This window comes from Microbacterium sp. (assembly GCF_026393345.1).
GTDB lineage: Bacteria > Actinomycetota > Actinomycetes > Actinomycetales > Microbacteriaceae > Microbacterium.
The window spans coordinates 1-20,850 of the sequence record NZ_JAPLAI010000045.1; the positions used below are offsets into that span (position 1 = coordinate 1).

Here is a 20,850-nt window from a genome sequence, read left to right on the forward strand (position 1 = left end):
CGATGTCGACCCGGCCCAGTTGCGTCCGAAGCTGAAGCTCACGGGCTCCGCCGAAGCCACCCTCATCCTCACCCGTACCGGTACGCGCCGTCGCGCCATCCTCGCGGACCGCGTCTGACCCCATCCTCCTCGCACGAGTGGGCAGTCCTGGCGGGTTCGTGGCGGTCTGATGTCGCCACGACTGCCCACTCGCGCGGGGTTCAGGGGGCCGGAGGCGTCGCGACCCGACGGCGGGCGAAACCGGCGGAGGCGTTGACGAACGCGACGACCGTGAGCGCGGCGAGTGCGAGGAACGCCACGAAGAGGCCGAGGAGCATGCCCGGGCTCGCACCGAAGAACAGCAGCAGCAGCCCGACGAGGCTGAGGAAGCCGGCGATGACCGCCGCGACGATCCCCGCGACGAGGCTCACCACCGGGTTCCCCCGGCCCACGTCGACGGGACCCCGCCGGGTGCGGGGGCGGGCGCGGCGGTGACAGCGGGGGTCGCGGACGCGGGTGCTGTTCCGGCGGCGGGCACCGCGACCGGCGTCACGGGCGCGGGCGGCGGGGGCACCGCGGCGGCGGGGCGGCGATGCGGCGTCCACGCCAGCCCGTCCCACCAGCCCTGCTCGCCGGGCACGCCGGTGTCGTACCAGCCCGGGGGTGCGGAAGCACTCATCACAGACCTCCTTGGACCGCAGCGTAGACGAGCCAGCCGGCGCTGTACGCGAGCGACATCAGACCGAGCGCCAGAGCCCACGCTCCTCGGCGCCGCTGACCCGGGCGGCGGAGGGCGATACCGGCGAAGACGATTCCGATGATGCCGAGCGGGAAGAGCCAGCCGACGACCAGCGAGGCGACGAGCCCGCAGATGGAGAACAGCAACGCGTAGCTGCCCGGGTTCCACGAGGCGGAGGTGCTGACCGGAAGAGTGACCGTGCCCGCCGCGGGGACGAATCCCACCGGCTCGACCGGCTCCGGGAGCGGCAGGTCGACGGGCGCCGTGGGCGGCGTGGCGAAGCCGCCGCGGTGCGCTCCGGGGAGGGTCGCGGCGACCCCCGGCAGCACGACATCCGGCGACGGCGGCTCGACGCGCGCCTCGATCCGCGGCAGCGGGGCGGGAGGTTCCAGCGCCGCGGGGCCGACCGGCAGCTCCACCGGGTCGATCGCGATGTCAGGCACCGGCCGCGACTGGCGCGGATCCGAGGACCCTCCGGGCGGCACCGGCTCGCTCACGGTGAGGCCACCGCATCCTTCTCGGCCACCTGGATCTCGACGACGGGCAGCGTCGAGTCGGCGCCGAAGTCGAGCGTTGACGGCTGACGCCCGGACATGATGAGCTGCGAGGCGAGCGCGGCGATCATCGCCCCGTTGTCGGTGCACAGGCTGAGGGGCGGGACGCGGATCGTCACGCCGGCCGCCGCCGCGCGCTCGATTGCCACCTCGCGAAGCCGCCGGTTCGCGATGACGCCGCCGCCGAGGAGGAGCCGCGGCACGCCGTACCGCGCGCAGGCGTCGAGGGCCTTGGTCACCAGCACGTCGACGACGGATTCGCGGAAGGATGCGGCGACGTCGGCGACGTCCGCATCCGGGGTCTGCTCGGTGTACCGGGCGACCGCCGTCTTCAACCCGGAGAACGAGAAGTCGTACCGGTGCGCGGCCATGTCGGAGGGACGGGAGAGTCCGCGCGGGAAGCGGATGGCGGTGGGGTCGCCGGATGCGGCGGCGCGATCGATCTCTGGACCGCCCGGGTAGGGCAGGCCGAGGAGGCGCGCGACCTTGTCGAACGCCTCGCCGGCGGCGTCGTCGACGGTCTCGCCGAGGAGCTCCACGTCGGTGGTGAGGTCGCGGACGAGGAGCAGCGACGTGTGGCCGCCGCTGACGAGGAGCGCGACCGTGGGGTATTCGAGGGGGCCGGCATCCGCATCCAGGACGTCGGCGGCGATGTGTCCGACGAGATGGTTGACGGCGTAGAGGGGTTTCTGCAGGCCCACGGCCAGCGCCTTCGCGGCACCGACGCCGACCATGAGCGCTCCGGCGAGTCCGGGGCCGCTGGTGACGGCGACGGCGTCGAGGTCGGTGAGGGCGACGCCCGCCTCGGCGAGGGCGGCCTCGATCGACGGCTGCAGCGCCTCGAGGTGCGCCCTGGCGGCGACCTCGGGCACCACGCCGCCGTAGCGGGCGTGCTCGTCCATGGAGCTCGCGATCGTGTTCGACAGCAGCGTGCGGCCGCGGACGATGCCGATGCCGGTCTCGTCGCAGCTCGTCTCGATGCCGAGCACCAGGGGTTCTGCGGCGGACATCAGGGGTTCAGCGGCGGACATCAGCACCAGCCCTTTCCTGCGGTCGTGGCGGCAGGACCCGCGCCAATCTCGCAGCCTTGCGCGAACTTCGCAGGATTTTCGCCGGATGCTGCGGAGTTCGTGCGATTCTGCGGAGTTCGCGCGACAGCATCCTGCACGGCCTGCTCCTGAGCGCCGGTCGTGGGCTGCTCCTGTGTAGCCCAGCCCGCAAGGTCCAGCTGCATGACGACGGCGTCGACATCGTCCGGCTGGTAGTAGCGCGGACGGCGGCCGACCTCGGTGAAGCCTTCGGAGCGGTACAGCTGCTGCGCCACCGGGTTGTCGTCGCGCACGTCGAGGAACACCTCGCGCACCCCGCGATCCTTTGCCGCGTCGAGGAGCGCCCGCAGCAGCGCCCGGCCGCTGCCGCGCCCGCGGGCGTCGGCGGCGACAGCGATCGTCTGCACGTCGCCGTCGGCGGCACCCTGGGGCGCGCGGAGCCCGGCGTAACCGGCGACCCGGCCGGCCTGCTCGAGCACGACATAGTGCCCGTGCGGCGAGGCGAGCTCCTCGCGCATCATGGCGTCGCTCCACGCGTCGGTCGGGAACGATGCCCGCTCGAGCGCCATGATCGCGGGCAGGTCTTCGATCGTCGCCGGGCGGATCACGACCCCACCCGCTTCGGGGTGTGGCCGACGGTCACGTCGGGCGAGCGGAGGTACAGGGGCTCGGCGGGGCCGATCGTGCGGCCGGCGGCGACGGCACGGGATGCGGCGAGGGCGAGCATCGCGGCCGGGACCGCGGTGGCATCCACCCGGGTGGCCTGCAGGTCGCCGAGCCGGGCGTCGACCTCGTCGCGCGGCACGAGCGCGGGTTCGGACACCCGCACCGGCAGGCCGTCGTCGTCGTCGAGCCCCTCGTACACGGTGTAGGCGAACTCGCGGCGACGCGCGTCGGTGACGACGGCGAAACGGCCGGGGTCGGCATCCGTCAGCTGCGCCCGCAGCAGGATGCCGAGGGCGACCGCGTCGTGGCTGACCACCGGCACCACGGCGACGCCGCGGGCGAGCGCAAAGGTGCGGGCGGCGGCGATGCCGATGCGCAGGCCGGTGAAAGGCCCGGGGCCCATGCCGGCGGCCACATGCGTGACGGTGTCCGCGGCAAGGGAGGGAACCGTGCCGGTGGCCGCGGTGCCGAGCGCGGCGGTGACGGCCGCATCGTTGAGGGCCTGCTGCAGCAGGGTGCCGATCACCTCGGCGTGGCCGAGCGCGTTGGCGCTGACCCGCTCGGCGCGGAGCACGCCGTCCGGGTCGATCACGGCGACGGCCGTGCCGAGGGAGGTGTCGATGCCGAGGAACACCCCTCCAGGGTATGCGGAGGCGGTGAGTGCCGGGTGTGCGTGGTCATCGGGTGCCGGATGCAGCCCCGTTCAGGTGGCAGAATCCGCGGCCTTACGCATCCCCCACCCGCCCGAAGCGCCACCCGAACGCACGGGACACCCGGATGCGACTACGGGCGGCGCGAGATGGTCACGAGGCGCGGGGTGTCCGCATCCAGGTCCATGGTGTGACGCGAATAGGTACCGCAGGCGGTGTCGACGCCGCGACCGTGCCATTCGCGGTCGAGCTCGACCTCCCACCAGGTGTCGGCGACCGCGGCGGCGAACGGCGCGCCCCATTCGACGACCACGACGGAGTGCGCGAGGTCGATGTCGAGGTCGTCGAGCTCCACGGCGGAACCGAGCCGGTAGGCGTCCACGTGCACGAGCGGCGGGCCCTCGACGAGCGAGGGGTGCGTGCGCGCGATGACGAACGTCGGGCTCTGGATCGGACCGCGGACGCCGAGTCCCTGGGCGAGTCCGCGGGTGAGGGTGGTCTTCCCGGCGCCGAGCGGGCCGGTGAGCACCACGACGTCGCCCGCGCGGAGCCGCTCCCCCATGTCACGGCCGAGCTGTTCCATCGCCTCGGGCGATTCAATCTCGCGCTGTCCGACGAGGTCGTCGAGTCCGACCATCGTGGCGTCGTGTCCCATACCGCCCTCAACACCCGTAGGGCGGAGTTCATGCCCGTCGCTCATCCGTTCACCTGCCGGCGCGGCACCCGGGGGCCGATGCGGGTCACGATCTCGTAGTTGATGGTGCCGGCCGCATCCGCCCAGTCGGTCGCGGAGGGCGCACCCAGCGTGGGGTCGCCGAAGAGCACTGCCTCATCGCCGATCGCGACGGGCGCATCTCCCATGTCGACGACGAACTGGTCCATTGCGATGCGGCCTGCGACGGGGTAGGTGCGGCCGTTGATGCGGACGGGACCGGCCGCCGATGCCTGCCGGGGCACGCCGTCGGCATAGCCGAGGGGCACGAGCGCGAGCGTCGTCTCACGGTCGGTGCGGTGCACGTAGCCGTACGAGACCCCGTGCTCGGCGGGGACGCGGCGGACGGCCGCGACCGCGGCCCGGAGGGTCATGGCGGGGCGCAGGCCCAGGTCGGCGGAGGACCGATCGGCGAACGGTGACAGCCCGTACATGCCGATGCCGAGCCGCACGCAGTTCAGCCGCGACTCCGGCAGGCCGATGGCCGCGTGCGTCGCGGCGATGTGCCGCAGGCGCGGGGCGAGACCGGCGGATGCGGCGACACCGAGCCCTGCCTCGAACGCACGGACCGCGGCCCGGTCGTCGTCGGCGCTGGTATTGGAGAGGTGACTGAACGCGCCGATGACGCGCACCTTGCCCAGTCGCTCGAGGCGGGCGGCCTCCGCACAGACGAGCGCCCAGTCGTCGGGGGCGATGCCGTTGCGACCGAGACCCGTCTCGAGCTTCAGGTGCAGCACCGCGGGGCGGTCCGCGGTCGCGGCGGTGGCGGCCGCGTTGAGCTGGTCGAGGTGCGAGATGCCGAGTTCCACGCCCCGCTCGACGGCCTCGCCGAAGGAGGCCCCGGGAGCGTGCAGCCAGGCGAGGATGGGGGCATCGATGCCGGCACGGCGGAGAGCCAACGCCTCGGTGACATCGGCGACGCCGAGGCGAGTCGCACCACCGGCGAGCGCCGCGGCCGCCGAACGGGCCGCGCCGTGACCGTAGCCGTCGGCCTTGACCACCGCGATCACCTCGACGCCGATGAGACGCCGCAGCTGCCGCACGTTGTCCTCGATCGCGCCGACGTCGATCGTCGCCTCGCGCATCACGCCTCGCGGCATGCTCATCCGATCCTCCCGGCTCGCGGCGACTCGCGCGCCGCGCACCTCAACGGTATCGCGCCGGGTGGCGGGGCCCCTGCTGTTCAGAACTCAGGGCATTCCTCCTTGCTCGGGCGTTCCACTGGCGGAAAACCGCGGGCGGCTCCGCATCCGTCCTGAGTTCTGAACAGCATCCCGCGCCTGCTCCGGATGCGGGGGGCTCGCCGCATCCGCTCTATTGTGGGTGCCGTGACCGCCGAGACCGACCCGACGCCGCGCGAGACGCGCCCGGATGCGGCCGACGATGCGCTGATCGGACTCTCCCTCGGCCGGGAGCTCCGGGCGGCGCGGACGGCGAAGAAGCTCTCGATGCGGGCGCTGGCCGCATCCGCCGACATCAGCCAGCCGTTCCTCAGTCAGATCGAGAGCGGTCGCACGATGCCGTCGATCGCGACGCTGTTCCGGCTCGCGAAGGTGCTGGGCATCTCGCCGTCGGCGCTGCTGCCGAGCCCACCGGAACCCGACCCGGTGCGGGTGAGTCGCCGCGGCGAGGGCGAGCGGGTGCCGGTCACCGAGACGGACGACCGCGCCATGAGCCGGATCATCACGTCCGAGACCGACCGCGGTGCGACCGTGCAGGAGTACGCGCTCGTCGGCCCGTATCTCGGCGACTGGTTCGAATCCGACGGGCAGAACACGGTCTACGTCGTCGAGGGCGTGCTGACGGTGATGATCGACGGCCGCGGCGAGTGGGATCTCGGTCCCGGCGACGCTCTCACCCACCCCGGCGGCCTGCGAAACCGCTGGGCGCTGCGCGACGCCGCGGCCGCCACGGTGCTGCTCGTGCACACCCCCGCCGTCTGAGCGCCCCGCGCAGTTCCCCTGTCCCAAACGGCGACCTCGACCCACACGAAGCGACAGGCGAGCATCCAGGACAAAGGAAACACTGCCGTAACGTGATTGCTATTTGTAATCAACGATAGGTAGATACGGTGGCGTCATGCCCACCGACATCACCCTCCGCGACGGCGTCGCCCGCTTCCTCGCCGACGACCCGGGACGCCTCCTCATCGCCGGCGCCTGGGTCGACGCCCACGACGGCACCCGCTTCGCCACCCTCGATCCCGCCACGGGCACGACCCTCGCGCACATCGCCCGGGCGGGCGCCGCGGACGTGGATGCGGCAGTCACCGCCGCCCGCCGAGCCCTCGACGATGGCGCCTGGCCGGCGATGACCCCGCCCGAGCGCTCCAAGCTGCTCTGGCGCGTCGCGGACCTCATGGAGGAGCACATCGACGACCTCGCGGAGCTCGAGACGCTCGACCAGGGGAAGAACCTCCGCACCTCTCGGTACGGCGAGATCCCCGCCGCGATCAACCAGTTCCGGTACTACGCCGGCTGGCCGACGAAGATCATGGGCCAGGTGCTGCCGGCCACCGTCGGCAAGACGCCGCCCGGCAAGCAGCTGTTCGCCTACACCCGGCGCGAGCCGGTCGGCGTGGTCGGCGCGATCGTGCCGTGGAACTCCCCCATGGTCATGACGGCGATGAAGCTCGCTCCGGCCCTCGCCGCCGGTTGCACCATCGTGCTGAAGCCCGCCGAGAACACCTCACTCACCGCGCTCTACCTCGGCCGCCTGCTCCTCGAGGCCGGTGTCCCGGCCGGGGTCGTCAACATCGTCACCGGCTACGGCGCCGAGGCAGGGCAAGCCCTCGCCGACCACCGCGGCGTCAACAAGATCACCTTCACCGGATCGACCGGGGTCGGCAAGCGGCTTCTCGCCTCGGCCGGTGGCAACCTCAAGCGACTGACCCTGGAGCTCGGCGGCAAATCGCCGTCGATCATCCTGCCGGATGCCGACCTCACCGCTGCGATCGCGGGCGTCAGCGCCGGCATCTTCGACAACGGCGGCCAGGTGTGCGTGGCGAGCGCCCGCATCTACGCCCACCGCGACGTCTACGACGAGGTCGTGTCGGGCATGGCGACCGCCGGCGAGAAGCTGCGCCTCGGCCACGGCCTCGACCCGGACGCCGACCTCGGCCCCCTCGTCAGCCAGGTGCAGGCGGAGCGCGTCGACCGCTTCATCACCGAGGGCCGCGCCGAGGGCGTCACTGTCGTCAGCGGCGGCGAGCGCTCCGGCGAGGCCGGCACCTTCTACACCCCCACGATCCTGACCGATGTGGCCCCCCAGGCCCGCCTCATGCGCGAGGAGATCTTCGGCCCGGTCGCCGTGGTCACGCCCTTCGACGACCTGGATGAGGTCATCGGCTGGGCGAACGACTCGGACTACGGCCTCGCCGCGAGCGTGTGGACGGAGGGCGTCAGCTCCGCCCACCGCATCGCGAATCGCCTGCAGGCGGGCACCGTGTGGGTCAACTGCCACTCCTACCTCGGCCCGGAGCTACCCAAGGGCGGCCACAAGGAGTCGGGATGGGGATACGAGAACGGCCCGCAGGGGCTCGAGAACTACCTGGAGTCCAAGAGCGTGGTGATGGTCCTGTGAGCAACGAGAACGAACAGAACGGCACCAACGAGATGACCGCCGCCACCCTGACCACCCCCACCGGCCCCGGCGGCCGCATCCTGCTCGGCGTCTTCGAGATGATGAACCCGAACAACGGGATGCCGACGTGGACGCACCCGCAGGGGCGCGGCGACGACTGGGACCAGCTCGACTACTGGGTCGGCCTCGCCAAGGAACTGGATGCGGCGGGCTTCGACTTCCTGTTCTTCGCCGACACGTACGGCTACGCCACGCTCGGCGGACGGATGCCGGAGGAGGTCGCCGCGCACGGCATCCAGTTCCCCGCGCTCGACCCGATGCTGGCGATCCCGGCGCTCGCCCGCGAGACCGAGAACATCGGCTTCGTGGTGACGTCCCCGACCACGGTGGAGCGGCCGTACGCCACCGCCCGTCGCTTCGGCACACTCGACCGGTTCACCTCCGGCCGCATCGGCTGGAACGTCGTCACCGGCAGCTCCCAGGCGACGACCGACGAGCTGTTCGGCGTGACCACGCAGTTGAGCCACGACGGCAAGTACGACGCCGCCGACTCGTTCCTCGACACCTGCCTGCGCTACTGGGAGCACAGCTGGGACGACGACGCCGAGGTGCGGGACCGCGCCACCGGCGTCTACGCCGACCCGGCGAAGCTGCACCGCGTCGAGGTGTCGGACGATCACCAGCGCTCGGCCGGGATCTTCGCCGTGCCGCCGACCCCGCAGCGCACCCCGGTGCTGTTCCAGGCCGGCACCTCTGATCGCGGCCGCGCGTACGCCGCCCGGAACGCCGAGGCCGTCTTCATCCAGGGGCAGACGATCGACAGCGCCGCAGCGCACGTCCGCGACATCCGGGAGCAGGCTGTGCGCAACGGCCGGCGCCCCGAGGACATCGCCGTGGTCACCGGCATGACCGTCACGGTCGCGCCGACCCGCGCCGAGGCCGACGCCCTGCGCGCCGAGTACGAGAGCGTGCTCGGACAGGACGACGCCGCGGTCATGTTCGCCGGGATCACCGGGCTCGACCTCACCGGGCTCGACCCCGAGACCCGCGTGGTCGACCTCACCACCGACCTCGGTCAGACCCTCATCCAGCGCTACGCCCGGCAGAACCCGGAGATGAAGGTCGGCGACATCCTCGACCAGTTCCGCACCAAGGCCATCCGCGGGTTCCAGATCACCGGCACCCCCGAGGAGGTCGCGGACGAGATCGAGGCGATCATCGACGGCTCCGGCATCGACGGCATCATGCTCGAGCCGACCTTCGGCGGCCCCGCCGCCTACCGCGCGTTCATCGAGCTCGTGGTCCCGATCCTCGCCGCCCGCGGCCGGGTCGCCGGGGCCCCGGATGCGGCTCCCACCCTCCGCGAGCGCTTCTCCGGCGCGCCGCGACTCGCCCCCACCCACCGCGCACACCGTCTGGCGCCGAAGGCCTCGGACGACCGCATCCTGACCCCCATCTTGAACGGAGCACACGAATGAGAGCCGATGCCGTCGAGGCGGTGATCCGCGGCCTGAAACGGGCCGGCGTATCCGTCGCCACCTACCTGCCGGACTCCCTGCTGAAGGAGCTGTACCCCGCCCTGGATGCGGATGCCGACATCCGCACCATCCCGGTGACCAACGAGGGCGAGGGCGCGGCCCTGGCCGGCGGTGTCTTCCTCTCCGGCAAGCGCGCCGTGCTCGTCATGGAGAACTCGGGCCTGCGCGCCGCCACGGAGCACCTGGCCCGCCTCGGCCTCGGTGCCGGAATCCCGGTCGTCATGATCATGAGCTACCGGGGCGAGATGGGCGAGAACAACTGGTGGGCGATCCCGCACGGGATCACCATGGAGCCGCTACTGAAGACCCTCCGCACCCCGTACACGATCGTGCGCGAGGTCGACGAGATCGAGCAGGCCATCGTGAACGCCTACGAGACCGCCTACTCGTCCTACTACCACACCGCTGTCGTCCTCGGAGGGGGGATCGTGCGATGAGCATGAGCCGTTATGAATGCATGAAGTTGCTCGGTGCACGTCTGACCGACGATGCGCTGGTGATCCTGTCGCTGGGTGGCGCGGTGGACGAGTGGTACAACGCCGCTCCCCACATGCGCGAGGCGAGCCTGTTCCAGCAGCAGCTGGGCTGCGTCACCCCGGAGGCGTTCGGCCTGGCGGTCGGCCTGCCGCACCGGCAGATCGTGTCGCTCGACACCGACGGCGGGCTGCTGTTCAACCTCGGGGCGCTGGCCACGGTGTCAAACGAGCAGCCGAAGAACCTGTTCATCGTGGTGTGGGACAACGAGTCCTACCAGTCGATCGGCGGGCCCAGAACCCACACCCGGCAGGGCCGCGTGGATCTGGCCGGCATCGCCCGGGGCGCCGGCATCGAGCATGCCTACACCGCCACCACGCTCGAGGACTTCGACGCGCACTGCGCCGCGGGGCTTGCCGCCGAGGAGCCGTACGTGCTCGTCGCGAAGACCGACGGCATCCTCGAGCCCGGAATCAAGCGGAAGCACTCCGACGGCCGGGAGGACAAGTACATCTTCGTCCGCCATGTCGAGTCGATCGAGAACATCACCATCATGGGCCCGAGCGAGCACAACTGATGCCCCTCGTCCCCACCCCTGCCGCCGCCTACGACTACCTCGTCGTGGGCGGCGGCGCGGCCGGCTGCGTGCTGGCCGCTCGCCTGTCGGAGGACCCGGCTGCCCGGGTGCTGCTGATCGAGGGCGGCCCCGACCACCGCGGCGTCCGCGAGGTGCTCGACGCTGCCCACTGGGACGCGCTCATCGGCGGCCCCTACGACTACGGCTACCGCTCCACCCCCACCGAGCACGTGCTCGGCCGGGCGCTCAACATGCCCCGCGGCAAGGTGCTGGGCGGCAGCTCGTCCACCAACGCCATGCTCTGGTACCGCGGCAACCGCGCCGACTACGACGCGTGGGCGGATGCGGGCGCGACGGGGTGGGGCTACGACGATCTGCTCCCCTACTTCCGCCTCTCCGAGACCCGTCGCGGCGGCGACCCGCGGTATCGCGGCCTCGACGGTCCGATGCGGGTCGGCCCACTCGCCGACGTGCACCCGATCGCGCACGCCCTCATGGCCGCATCCGCCGAGCGCGGGATGCCGGTGATCGAGGACGCCAACGCCGCCGACAACGCCGGCGCCGTGTATGCGGACTACAACGCCGTCATCGGCGAGGACGGCGCGTTCGAACGCTGGAGCACCGCGCGCGGCTACCTGGAGCCGGCCCTGCACCGGCCGAACCTCGACGTGCTCCTCGACAGCCCCGTGCACGGCATCGTCCTCGACGGCTCCCGCGCCACCGGGGTCCGGCACGTGGTCTCGGGTGCGGTCGTCGAGACCGCCGCATCCGAGATCGTGCTCGCCGCCGGCGCGCTCGACACTCCGCGGCTGCTGCAGCTGTCCGGCATCGGCGACCCGGAGCGGCTCGCGGATGCGGGGATCGAGCCCCAGCACGCCCTGCCCGGCGTGGGCGAGAACTTCCAGGACCACCCGCTGATCCTCGGGGTGAACTTCCGCGCCCGGCACGACCTGGGCGAGGTGATCGGCAACGGCGGCGGTGCCATGCTCAACTGGCGCAGCTCCGTGGCTGCGGCCGGACCCGACCTGCATGCCGTCGTCGCCCACGGCTCGCGCGGCGACGCGGCGCTGCACGCGCGACACGACCTCGAGGGCAACCGCGTCTTCGCGATCGTGCCGGGCCTGTACGGCTCGCGCTCCACCGGCTGGGTGCGCGTGCGCTCCGCCGACCCGGCCGCACCCGCCGACATCCACCCGAACTACCTCGCCGACCCGCTCGACGTGCTCGCGATGACCGATGCGCTCGACGGCGTGCAGGACCTGGTGGCCTCCCCCGCCTACGCGGAGCTGGCCGAGGGACCCATCACACCGCCGGGGGGACTGTCCCGCAAGGAGCGGACGCACTTCGTACGCGAGAACATCGGCACGTTCTTCCACTGCTCGGGCACCGCCCGCATCGGCACCGACGAGCTCGCCGTCGTCGACCCGCAGCTGCGGGTGCGCGGCATCCAGGGGCTCTGGGTCGCCGACGCGTCGGTGATGCCCTCGATCCCCACCAGCAACACGCAGGCTCCGACCGTCGCCATTGCCGAGCGCGCGGCCGACCTGATCTCCGGACGGATGCGGGTCCCCGCATCCGTCGACACCGTCTCCGAGGAGGTCTCCGCATGATCCGCGCCGAACTGCCCCCTTATTCCAGCGACACGAACGAGTTACGTCAGGCGTTCTCGCACTTCCCCTCCGGCGTGGTGGCCCTCCTCGCCGAAGTGGACGGCGAGACGCACGGCATGGTCGCGTCGGCGTTCACGGTGGGGGTGTCGATGGATCCGCCGCTCGTGTCCTGTGCCGTGCAGCGCAGCTCCACCACGTGGCCGCTGCTGCGCGGTGCCGAACGGATCGGGGTGACCGCGCTGGCCGAGGGCCAGGGGGGCCTCGCCCGTCAGATCTCCGGCAAGGACCGCTTCCGGCGCTTCGAGGGCGTGCAGCTGCGGGAGACCGGGTCGACGGCACGCTTCATCGACGGCACCCCGCTGTGGCTCGAATGCCGCCTCTATGCGGAGCACGAGGCGGGCGACCACACGATCGCGCTCCTCGAGGTCACTGCGCTCGGGGTACTCCCGGACCTCGAGCCGCTGGTGTTCCACCGGTCCGATTTCCGTTCGCTGCAGCTGGCCCCGAACGACCTCGGCTGAGTATCTTGGCACTCGCGCGCGAGTGGGCGCGTGTGGCGGGTTCGCGACCGTCCGACCTCGCCACGACTGCCCACTCGCGCGGGAGACACACTCCCGGGGGCGCGGGACACACACTCCCGGGGGCGCGGTACACCCGCATCCGCGCCTCCGGGTACCACGGCGTGCTGTCGCGTCAGCGCGCGAACTTCGGCGTCGGCGGCTCCCACTCGCGGAAAGCGGTGAGCAGGGTTTCGGGGGTGTCCACGACGAGGAGCGACGCGCGGAAATCCGCCTGCAGGAACCCCGCCTCGACCATGCCGTCGAGCATCCTCAGCAGCGGCTGCCAGAATCCGTCGACGTCGTAGAGCGCCACCGGCTTGCGGTGGAATCCCAGCTGCAGCCACGTCCATGCCTCGAAGAACTCCTCGAGCGTGCCGGGTCCACCCGGCAGGGCGACGAACGCGTCGGCGAGATCCGACATCCGCATCTTCCGCACGTGCATGTCGGGTACGACCTCGAGCGCGGTGAGCCCCGGGTGGGCGAGCTCGGCATTCACGAGCGCCTGCGGGATGACGCCGATGGCTTCGCCGCCCGCGGTCAGTGCCGCGTCCGCGACGGTTCCCATGAGGCCCACGTGACCGCCGCCGTAGACCACGCCGACGCCGGACGCGCCGAGGAAGCGGCCGACCTGCGTCGCCGCCTCGCGGTAGATGGGCGACGTGCCCGGCGAGGAGCCGGTGTACACCGCGACCCGTCCGATGGTGCTCATGCGATCGCCTCCGCCGCTTCGGCGACGACGTACGCGGTGGCAAAGCCCGCGTCGTGCGACATCGACAGGTGGACGGTGGTGATCCCGCGCGCCGCCACGACCTCGGCCGTCGACCCGGTGAGGCGGAACCACGGACGCCCGCTCGGCTCGGGGGCGATCTCGATCTCGGTCCAGTGCACGCCGTCCGACCCGCCGAGCGCCTTGATCAGCGCTTCCTTCGCGGCGTAGCGCGCTGCGAGCGAGCGGGTCTTCAGCGGACGCTCGGCCGGCGAGAACAGCCGCTCCCGCAGCCGGGGCGTGCGCTCCAGGTGCTCCTCGAACCGCGGCACGTCGACGAGGTCGACCCCGATTCCGACGATCATCCGTACTCCTCACGCCGCGGCGCACACCGCTCACGCCAGCCTATCGACCGCCCGCGCGGACGCTCCCGCGTTCAGAACTCAGGACGTTTCGCCGAAGCGGGTGGCCGGCCCGCATCCGTTCCGAGTCTTGAACACGGCGGCCGCGCGTGTCGGAATTCAGGCTCAGCGGCGGAAACCGTCGCCGGAACGCGCCGACAGCACCGCTCAGCCTGAATTCCGACAGCCATGTGCGCGAGACGGCGCCTCCTCGGGCTCGCCTACTCGACAGCGCCTCTTCGACCGTGCCTATTCGACCGTGACCGACTTCGCGAGGTTCCGCGGTTGGTCGACGTCGAGCCCCTTGGCCTCGGCGAGCCCCATCGCGAACAGATGCAGCGGCACGACGGCCAGCAGCGGCTCGAACAGGGGTCCAGCGAGCGGGATGCGGAGCACCTCGTCAGCCTTCGGGAGCACGGCCACATCGCCCTCCTCGGCGATCGCGATGACGCGAGCACCGCGGGCGCGGATCTCCTCGATGTTCGAGACGACCTTGGCATGCAGCAGCGCCGACTCGCGCGGCGACGGCACGATGACGAACACCGGCTGCCCCGGTTCGATCAGCGCGATCGGGCCGTGCTTCAACTCACCGGCCGCGAAGCCCTCGGCGTGGATGTAGGTGATCTCCTTCAGCTTGAGCGCGCCCTCGAGCGCGATCGGGTAGCCGACGTGGCGACCGAGGAACAGCACCGACCGGGTATCGGCCATCCAGTGCGAGAGCTGCGCGATGTGCTCCGTCTCGGTGTCGAGCACCTTGCGGATCTTCGCGGGGATCGCCTCGAGCTCGCGAACGCTCTGCGAGATCTCGGACGGCGACAGTGCGCCGCGGATGCGGGCGATGTGCAAGCCCAGCAGGTACAGCGCGGTGATCTGTGCGACGAAGGCCTTGGTGGAAGCGACCGCGACCTCGGGTCCGGCGTGCGTGTAGACGATCGCATCGGACTCCCGCGGGATCGTCGCACCCTGCGTGTTGCAGATCGACAGCGTCTTGGCCCCATGCTCGCGGGCGTACTTGACCGCCATCAGGGTGTCCATCGTCTCGCCGGACTGGCTGATCGAGATCACGAGGGTCTCGGGGGTCAGCACCGGGTCGCGGTAGCGGAACTCGTGGGCGAGCTCGACCTCCACGGGCACGCGCGTCCACTGCTCGATGGCGTATTTGCCCACGTGACCGTCGCTGGCGTAGGCGGCGGTACCGGCGGCGATGACGACCATGCGAGTGATACCGGCGAACAGATCATCGAGACCGTCGAGCTCCGGGATCTCCACGACGCCGTTCCGGATGCGGCCGAGCAGCGTGTTGGCGACGGCCTCGGGCTCTTCGGCCACCTCTTTGGCCATGAACGAGCGCCAGCCGCCCTTGTCCGCGGCGGCGGCGTCCCACGTGACCTCGAACGGCTCGACCTCGACGACGGCACCGTGGAAGTCGGTGACCTCGACGCCTTCCGGGGTGATCGCGACGATCTGGTCCTGACCGATCGCGAGCGCGTGGCGGGTGTGCTCGACGAACGCGGCGACATCGGATCCGAGGAAGTTCTCGCCCTCGCCGAGGCCGATGACGAGCGGCGAGTTACGGCGGGCGCCGACGACGAGTCCCGGCTGGTCGCGGTGCATCGCGAGCAGCGTGAACGCCCCCTCGAGGCGCGTGACGGTGGCGCGGAAGGCGTCGACCAGATCGCCGGATGCGGCGTACTCGCGGCCGAGCAGCACCGCGGCGACCTCGGTGTCGGTCTGGCTGCGGAAGGCGTAGCCCGCCGACTCCAGCTCGGCCTTCAGCTCGGCGAAGTTCTCGATGATGCCGTTGTGGATGACCGCGAGCTTGTCATCGTCGGCGAGATGCGGGTGCGCGTTCTCGTCGGTGGGACCGCCGTGGGTGGCCCACCGGGTGTGCCCGATGCCGGTCGTGCCGTCGGCGAGCGGATGGCTCGCGAGGTCGTCGCGCAGCACGCTGAGCTTCCCGGCCCGCTTACGCATTCCGAGGTCGCCCTGACCGTCGATGACGGCGATGCCGGCGGAGTCGTACCCCCGGTACTCCAGGCGGGCGAGTCCCGAGAGGAGAATCTCCTGGCTGGGCCGGGGACCCACATATCCGACGATTCCACACATAGGTTCGATCGTAGTTGGTCGCCGCTGAACGCCCGCCGCGGGCTGCGGCCAGGGGCGCAACGCGTCAGCTGTCGACTGTCGGCACAGAGAGAGGCGGGTCCTCCCGCGCAACCGGTGGGGACCGGCGGACGGCGAGAGGACCCGCGACCGCCCGACTTCCCGCGAGCACACGTTTGGGGACGACGCGCCTGCGAAGCTGCTGGGGGCAGCCTGAAGCCCAGTTATGACGGCACCGCCATGGTAGTGGACCACTCGGCACGAGCGACAGCATTCGATCCCGCATTTCGGCGCCGGCGAACCCGCACGGGCTCACGGCGCCGTCTCAGTCGCACACCGGGACGGCGGCGGCGGCGGCGGGTTCCTGGAGGAGAGGCGTGTGGAGCAGCACCGGTCGCGACGATCCGGCGTCCCCCGCGACGAATCGGAACACCATGTCCCGCGCGCCGTCCGGGTGGATATCCGTGCGCCGGGTGACCATCAGCCGCCCGTCATCGTCGACCGCGATGTTCGCCACCTCGGTGCCGTCGACCTGCACGGCTTCAAGGAACCATCCCGACGGAGTGACGATGGTGACGGCAAGGGCGATGTCGCCGACCCCCGCGCCCCAGATCCCCCCACCGGTGACACTGATCGGGAGTGCGGCGACGTCCTCCGGCATCAGGGTGTTCGCCAGATGCACGGCGACCACGACCTCGGGGCGACGATCCGGTCGGCACACCGCGGACGCCGTGCCGAGCCCGACCTGGAGGTACGGCGTCACCTTGCCTCCGGTCATGTCGTTGAAGTAGACCGCGAACGCGTCCGGGCCCGCCTGTTCCTGGCGGGCGCGCGGACCCGCCAGCGCCGTGCCCGCAAGCGCATCCTCCTCCGTCGCGATCGCGCTCCACATCGAGATCCGGCCTTCCGCGATCGGCTCACGCAGCGCGAGGACAACCGGAAGCAGGTCCTCCCGGCCGAAGACGGCCGTGAAGGCGGCGGAGGCGACATCGGCGAACCGGGCGCTCTGCTCTTCCGCATCCAGGACGAGGTACGGCCGCACCAGCAGCCCCTCGACCACCTCCCCCGCACCCACCGAGCCATCGCTGAGCGGGACCGGGCCGATCACCGCCAGCACCGCGTCCCAAACGAGCGGGACGATGGAGACCACAAGATCGGGGACGACCCCCGTCGTCGATTGCCACCAGGCGGACGCCAACCTGGCGGTGAGCGAGAAGTCCGACGTCATCGACGCGTTCTGCACGAACCGCCCGATGCCGTCGCCGAACGAGCGCTCCTCGGCCGCCGGGACGGGGAGAAGCGGGTCAGCGGTCACGGGGAACTGTGCGGAATCCCGGATCTCTCCGAGCGTCACCACGCCGTCGACGACGTCCAGCTGCAGGAACGTCCCGGTGATGCCGCCGCCGGTGCGCAATTCGGCGGTGTTCTGGATCATCACCAGCACCGTCCGGGGCCCGTCTGCGCCGAGCATCGAGGGCAGGATGCGGGCGGCCTCGGCGACCGCGGTGGTCGCGGGCGCGATCTCCGCGAGGAGCTCGTCCAGTCGCTCCACTCCCCGGTGGAGTTCGCCGGCCAAGCCCGCTCGATCGAGCTTCGCGATCGCGTCCTGCACGTCGGCGCGCACCCGATCAGCGGTTTCGAGCGACGGCGCGGCCGCTCGCAGCGCCTCCGAGAGCTGTGCAGTCCGAGAGGTACGGAGCATCACCGAGACGTCGATCAGTGGTCCTGCCACCTCCGCACCGAGGCGGGCGAGCCCGGACGCCGCGACTCGTACCGCGGTCAGGTTGCCGCCGACGACCGGCAGCCCTTCGGCGAGCCGCCAGATCGGGTCGCCGTCGACCTCCACCTCGGCTGCCCGGTCCGTCATCTCCCCCACCGCGGCGCGGGCGCCCGCCACATCGCCGCCGGCCAGAGCCGTGCGTGCGTCCTGCGCCGCGCCGGCGGCGGCGGTCAGGTCCCCCTGCGCCTGCCAGACCCGCCACCCGAGGTATCCGCCCGCCCCGATCAGGCCGAGGAGCAGCGTGGCGGAGAGGAGGAGGAGACGACGACGGACGGCCCGCGCGGTCATCGACGGGCGGCGACGTCACGGCGACGCCGCACGGCGAACCCGAGCGCGGCGAGACCGCCGACGAGTGCGAGGCCACCGGCGACCGCCGCACCGATCGGCACCATCCCGCCGGTCCGCGACAAGCCCGCGGCGGCCACACCGTCAGCGACACACGTGGCGGACGCCGCGGGGAACCGCAGCGGCACCGCCAGCTCCGCCCCGGCTGCACGGACGGTGGCGCGGATGTCGCCGCGTGTCCACGCGAGGTCGTCCGTCACGGCGCTCACCCGCACCGAGGCGAACGGCCGCGGGTCATCGACGCCGGGCCACGGTATCCGACCGGTCAGACCCTCCGCTTCGAGCACTCCGAGCGGGATGTCGAGCGTCGAGGCCCCGTCGGTCAGCGCCAGAACCGCCGGCGCGGCAGGCGGGTCGTCGACGCCGACGAACTCCAGCGCGTACGAGATCCATGGCACCGCCTGGATGCACTCCGCCGCGACGGTGCCGGCCAGGCCGGGTTCCCGTGGCACACGTGGTGTGTACGGATCGTCGACGGCGTGCGCCGCGGCCGGAACGGCAGCGACGATGACTGCGCCGAGTACCACGGCGCGAAGAGCGTTCCCCCACATATCAGCCTCCCCAAAGGCTGTCACCGACCGTTGCTCTCCCCAGAGCCCGCGATCGTCATTCGCTTCGTGCGCCACACGGTAGCGGCTCCGGGCGCGTTCGGGAAGGAGGAAAGGCCCCCAAATCCCCTCCCCCCTATTGGCCCGGACGGGGCCCCTAAGCACCCGCCCCAAGGAGGGGCGTGTCCCCCGATTGGCGGACAAGCCCTGCTCCGGTAACGTCGCGGTTGCCGCAGCTCGAGATGCTTTGGGGAGCGTGACGAGGAATCTGAGGCAGCGGGACGACAGGAGTTCGATCTGGGGGATCTGCTTGTGTCTACCTGGGCCCTTTGTGCATTCTGCTCAATGCAGATCACAAAGGGCCCTACTTCTGTCTGCAGCGATGAGGGGGACGGGAGGCGGGAAAAACCCTTGCGGTCCGCCGGAACATGTGGTTTGCTCGCCGCACGTCAGCCGCTCGCGGCGGATGCGGATCGACCACGGGGGTGGTGGATCCGTCGGCGTCTCCGATGTTGGGAATCGGAAACGGACGCCCTGACGTGGGCGACAGATGTCGGGTCGCTCGCACTGGGGAAAGCGGGTTCGTCCCGCACTGGGGAGAGACGGATCCTGGTCCGGCTCTGATTTTGGGGAAAGACGTTCATGGGGATGGAACGTGCTGCGTGTGCGCGCATGTCGCGCCGCGCCGACGACAATCAAACACTCGATCGCGGCTGCGGTGAGGTGACGTCGTGATGCCGGCGACGGAAGCGCTGACCCGTCAGCCCTTCGCGATACCGCATCCGTTTCCGCTCTCACGGCGCGCCCGGCGCAAGGGGCACCGCCGCGCGGTCCTGCGTGTCACCGACATCGTCGCCGTCGCGGCGACGACCTTCGCCGTGGCAGGCGTGATCAGCGCGCTCGGGATCGCGCCGCCGGTCGCGGAGCGCACGCAGGTGCTCCTCCTCGTGGCGATGGTCGCGGTGTGGACCGCGACCCTCGAGGGCGTTCGCAGCCGCGCACCGGGGATCCCCGGACCGGCGGAGTACGGGCGAGTCGTCGTCGCCGGTGCCCTCACCTTCGCCGTGGGCGCCACCTGGCTTGCCGTCTTCCCCTCCGACCCGGTGCGCGCTCAGCTGGTGTGGGCCGTGCCCCTCGCCTGTGTCACCGTCCTGGTGAACCGGTGGTCATGGCGCTGGTTGACCCACGGCCGCCACACGGATGTTCCACGGACGCTGCTGGTGGGGACGGACGCCGATCTCGACGAGCTGGTGCAGACGATCCACCGTGACGCACGGCTCGGGTACGACGTCGTGGGGACGACGCTGGTGGGTCCTCGCTCCTCCGGTGCGACCCACGGCTCCTCGCAGGTACCGGATCTCGGGCCCGCCGCATCGACGGCAGAAGCCGCGCAGCGCATCGGCGCGGACACGGTGATCGTGGTCGGACCGATGGATGATCCCGACTTCATCCGTCGACTGAGCTGGCAGCTCGAAGGCACCGCGACGGAGCTGGTGGTCGCCACGCGACTCACCGATGTCGCCACCCATCGCATGTCCTTGCGCACCACGTCCGGCCTGGCGCTGATCGGGGTGCGCCTGCCCACCTTCGACGGTCCGACCCACCGCATGAAGCGGCTCCTGGATATCGTGACCTCGCTGTGTGCTCTCGTGCCCTTGGCGCTCGCGACACCGATCATCGCGGCCTTCATCCGGCTGGACTCCCCCGGTCCGGTGTTCTTCCGGCAGCAGCGCGTCGGCCGGGACTGCCGCGCCTTCGAGATCGTGAAATTCCGCACGATGCGCCAGGGCGCCGAGGCGGAGATCGCGGGCCTGCAGGCGGCGAACGAGGGCGCGGGCGCCCTGTTCAAGATCCGCAGCGACCCGCGGGTCACGCGGGTGGGCGCCGTGCTACGCCGGTACTCGATCGACGAGTTCCCGCAGTTCTGGAACGTCCTGCGGGGGGACATGAGCGTCGTCGGCCCGCGTCCTCCCCTTCCTCGCGAGGTGGAGGCGTACGACGACCCCGTCTTCCGGCGGCTGTACATCCGACCCGGCATCACCGGTCCCTGGCAGATCGGCGGTCGGAGCGACCTCACCTGGGAGCAGAGCGTCCGGCTGGATCTCAGCTATGTGGAGAACTGGTCCTCGGCCGGCGATATCGGGATCATGCTGCGCACCGTGGGCGTCGTGGCGCGAGCGAAGGGCGCCTACTGATGGCCATGCGCGTGGCAACGACGCCAATCCGCATCGGACGACTTCTGCCTGGCTCCTCGCCGGCGCCAGTCCTCCTCGAACC

Annotated in this window: 22 protein-coding genes; 9 read left to right on the forward strand and 13 right to left on the reverse strand. The window is 71.4% G+C overall.

Annotation, left to right across the window (positions count from 1 at the left end):
• Positions 1 to 118, forward strand: a 118-nt coding sequence (locus tag NT132_RS08395; protein WP_297787408.1) for a hypothetical protein, incomplete at its 5' end; no start/stop codon positions are given.
• 82 nt (positions 119 to 200) lie between these two features.
• Here the strand turns inward: NT132_RS08395 and NT132_RS08400 are convergent.
• The 8 genes from NT132_RS08400 to alr all read right to left on the reverse strand — a co-directional run bounded on the left by NT132_RS08400 (position 201) and on the right by alr (position 5,455).
• Positions 201 to 410, reverse strand: coding sequence for a hypothetical protein (locus NT132_RS08400; RefSeq protein WP_297787359.1), 210 nt, complete (start codon positions 408 to 410; stop codon positions 201 to 203).
• Positions 407 to 658, reverse strand: a complete 252-nt coding sequence (locus tag NT132_RS08405) for a DUF2510 domain-containing protein (protein ID WP_297787361.1) — start codon at positions 656 to 658, stop codon at positions 407 to 409. Before NT132_RS08405 ends, NT132_RS08400 begins: the two co-directional genes overlap by 4 nt.
• Positions 658 to 1,161 (reverse strand): hypothetical protein, encoded by a 504-nt coding sequence (locus NT132_RS08410; protein WP_297787362.1) that lies wholly within the window; start codon positions 1,159 to 1,161, stop codon positions 658 to 660. Before NT132_RS08410 ends, NT132_RS08405 begins: the two co-directional genes overlap by 1 nt.
• 50 nt (positions 1,162 to 1,211) lie before the next feature.
• Positions 1,212 to 2,282, reverse strand: a complete 1,071-nt coding sequence (gene tsaD, locus NT132_RS08415; RefSeq protein ID WP_297787410.1) for a tRNA (adenosine(37)-N6)-threonylcarbamoyltransferase complex transferase subunit TsaD — start codon at positions 2,280 to 2,282, stop codon at positions 1,212 to 1,214.
• A gap of 20 nt (positions 2,283 to 2,302) precedes the next feature.
• Positions 2,303 to 2,929 carry a ribosomal protein S18-alanine N-acetyltransferase gene (rimI, locus tag NT132_RS08420; RefSeq protein WP_297787364.1) on the reverse strand — a complete coding sequence of 209 codons (627 nt, stop codon included), beginning with the start codon at positions 2,927 to 2,929 and terminating at the stop codon, positions 2,303 to 2,305.
• Entirely contained in the window at positions 2,926 to 3,621 is a 696-nt protein-coding gene (gene tsaB, locus NT132_RS08425) for a tRNA (adenosine(37)-N6)-threonylcarbamoyltransferase complex dimerization subunit type 1 TsaB (protein WP_297787367.1), read from the reverse strand. The genes rimI and tsaB overlap by 4 nt, the downstream gene beginning before the upstream one ends.
• A 149-nt stretch (positions 3,622 to 3,770) precedes the next feature.
• Entirely contained in the window at positions 3,771 to 4,274 is a 504-nt protein-coding gene (gene tsaE, locus NT132_RS08430; RefSeq protein ID WP_297787412.1) for a tRNA (adenosine(37)-N6)-threonylcarbamoyltransferase complex ATPase subunit type 1 TsaE, read from the reverse strand.
• A gap of 59 nt (positions 4,275 to 4,333) precedes the next feature.
• The gene (alr, locus tag NT132_RS08435; protein ID WP_297787369.1) at positions 4,334 to 5,455 is read right to left on the reverse strand and encodes an alanine racemase; all 1,122 of its coding nucleotides are present in this window, start codon (positions 5,453 to 5,455) and stop codon (positions 4,334 to 4,336) included.
• Between the two features lie 222 nt (positions 5,456 to 5,677).
• Between alr and NT132_RS08440 the strand changes: the two genes are divergently transcribed.
• The 7 genes from NT132_RS08440 to NT132_RS08470 all read left to right on the forward strand — a co-directional run bounded on the left by NT132_RS08440 (position 5,678) and on the right by NT132_RS08470 (position 12,651).
• Entirely contained in the window at positions 5,678 to 6,292 is a 615-nt protein-coding gene (locus NT132_RS08440; protein ID WP_297787372.1) for a helix-turn-helix transcriptional regulator, read from the forward strand.
• Positions 6,293 to 6,428: 136 nt separating this feature from the next.
• On the forward strand, positions 6,429 to 7,931 hold the full coding sequence (locus NT132_RS08445) for an aldehyde dehydrogenase family protein (protein WP_297787374.1): 1,503 nt from the start codon (positions 6,429 to 6,431) through the stop codon (positions 7,929 to 7,931).
• Positions 7,928 to 9,409 carry an NtaA/DmoA family FMN-dependent monooxygenase gene (locus NT132_RS08450; protein WP_297787376.1) on the forward strand — a complete coding sequence of 494 codons (1,482 nt, stop codon included), beginning with the start codon at positions 7,928 to 7,930 and terminating at the stop codon, positions 9,407 to 9,409. Before NT132_RS08445 ends, NT132_RS08450 begins: the two co-directional genes overlap by 4 nt.
• On the forward strand, positions 9,406 to 9,906 hold the full coding sequence (locus tag NT132_RS08455) for a thiamine pyrophosphate-binding protein (RefSeq protein WP_297787378.1): 501 nt from the start codon (positions 9,406 to 9,408) through the stop codon (positions 9,904 to 9,906). The genes NT132_RS08450 and NT132_RS08455 overlap by 4 nt, the downstream gene beginning before the upstream one ends.
• Before the next feature lie 2 nt (positions 9,907 to 9,908).
• A complete protein-coding gene (locus NT132_RS08460; protein WP_297787380.1) occupies positions 9,909 to 10,520 on the forward strand; it encodes a thiamine pyrophosphate-dependent enzyme in 612 nt (203 codons plus the stop codon).
• On the forward strand, positions 10,520 to 12,130 hold the full coding sequence (locus NT132_RS08465) for a GMC family oxidoreductase N-terminal domain-containing protein (RefSeq protein ID WP_297787382.1): 1,611 nt from the start codon (positions 10,520 to 10,522) through the stop codon (positions 12,128 to 12,130). The genes NT132_RS08460 and NT132_RS08465 overlap by 1 nt, the downstream gene beginning before the upstream one ends.
• A complete protein-coding gene (locus NT132_RS08470; protein WP_297787384.1) occupies positions 12,127 to 12,651 on the forward strand; it encodes a flavin reductase family protein in 525 nt (174 codons plus the stop codon). Before NT132_RS08465 ends, NT132_RS08470 begins: the two co-directional genes overlap by 4 nt.
• Before the next feature lie 172 nt (positions 12,652 to 12,823).
• Here NT132_RS08470 and NT132_RS08475 read toward each other — a convergent pair whose 3' ends face one another.
• From NT132_RS08475 to NT132_RS08495, 5 genes are all read right to left on the reverse strand, one after another.
• Complete coding sequence (locus NT132_RS08475; RefSeq protein WP_297787386.1) at positions 12,824 to 13,399, reverse strand: TIGR00730 family Rossman fold protein; 576 nt, start codon at positions 13,397 to 13,399, stop codon at positions 12,824 to 12,826.
• Complete coding sequence (locus tag NT132_RS08480) at positions 13,396 to 13,761, reverse strand: holo-ACP synthase (protein ID WP_297787388.1); 366 nt, start codon at positions 13,759 to 13,761, stop codon at positions 13,396 to 13,398. Before NT132_RS08480 ends, NT132_RS08475 begins: the two co-directional genes overlap by 4 nt.
• A 285-nt stretch (positions 13,762 to 14,046) precedes the next feature.
• On the reverse strand, positions 14,047 to 15,903 hold the full coding sequence (glmS, locus tag NT132_RS08485) for a glutamine--fructose-6-phosphate transaminase (isomerizing) (protein WP_297787390.1): 1,857 nt from the start codon (positions 15,901 to 15,903) through the stop codon (positions 14,047 to 14,049).
• A gap of 322 nt (positions 15,904 to 16,225) precedes the next feature.
• Positions 16,226 to 17,968 carry a DUF4012 domain-containing protein gene (locus tag NT132_RS08490; protein ID WP_297787392.1) on the reverse strand — a complete coding sequence of 581 codons (1,743 nt, stop codon included), beginning with the start codon at positions 17,966 to 17,968 and terminating at the stop codon, positions 16,226 to 16,228.
• Complete coding sequence (locus NT132_RS08495) at positions 17,965 to 18,477, reverse strand: hypothetical protein (RefSeq protein ID WP_297787394.1); 513 nt, start codon at positions 18,475 to 18,477, stop codon at positions 17,965 to 17,967. Before NT132_RS08495 ends, NT132_RS08490 begins: the two co-directional genes overlap by 4 nt.
• Before the next feature lie 830 nt (positions 18,478 to 19,307).
• Here NT132_RS08495 and NT132_RS08500 point away from each other — a divergent pair.
• On the forward strand, positions 19,308 to 20,768 hold the full coding sequence (locus NT132_RS08500; protein WP_297787415.1) for a sugar transferase: 1,461 nt from the start codon (positions 19,308 to 19,310) through the stop codon (positions 20,766 to 20,768).
• Positions 20,769 to 20,850 lie beyond the last annotated feature (82 nt).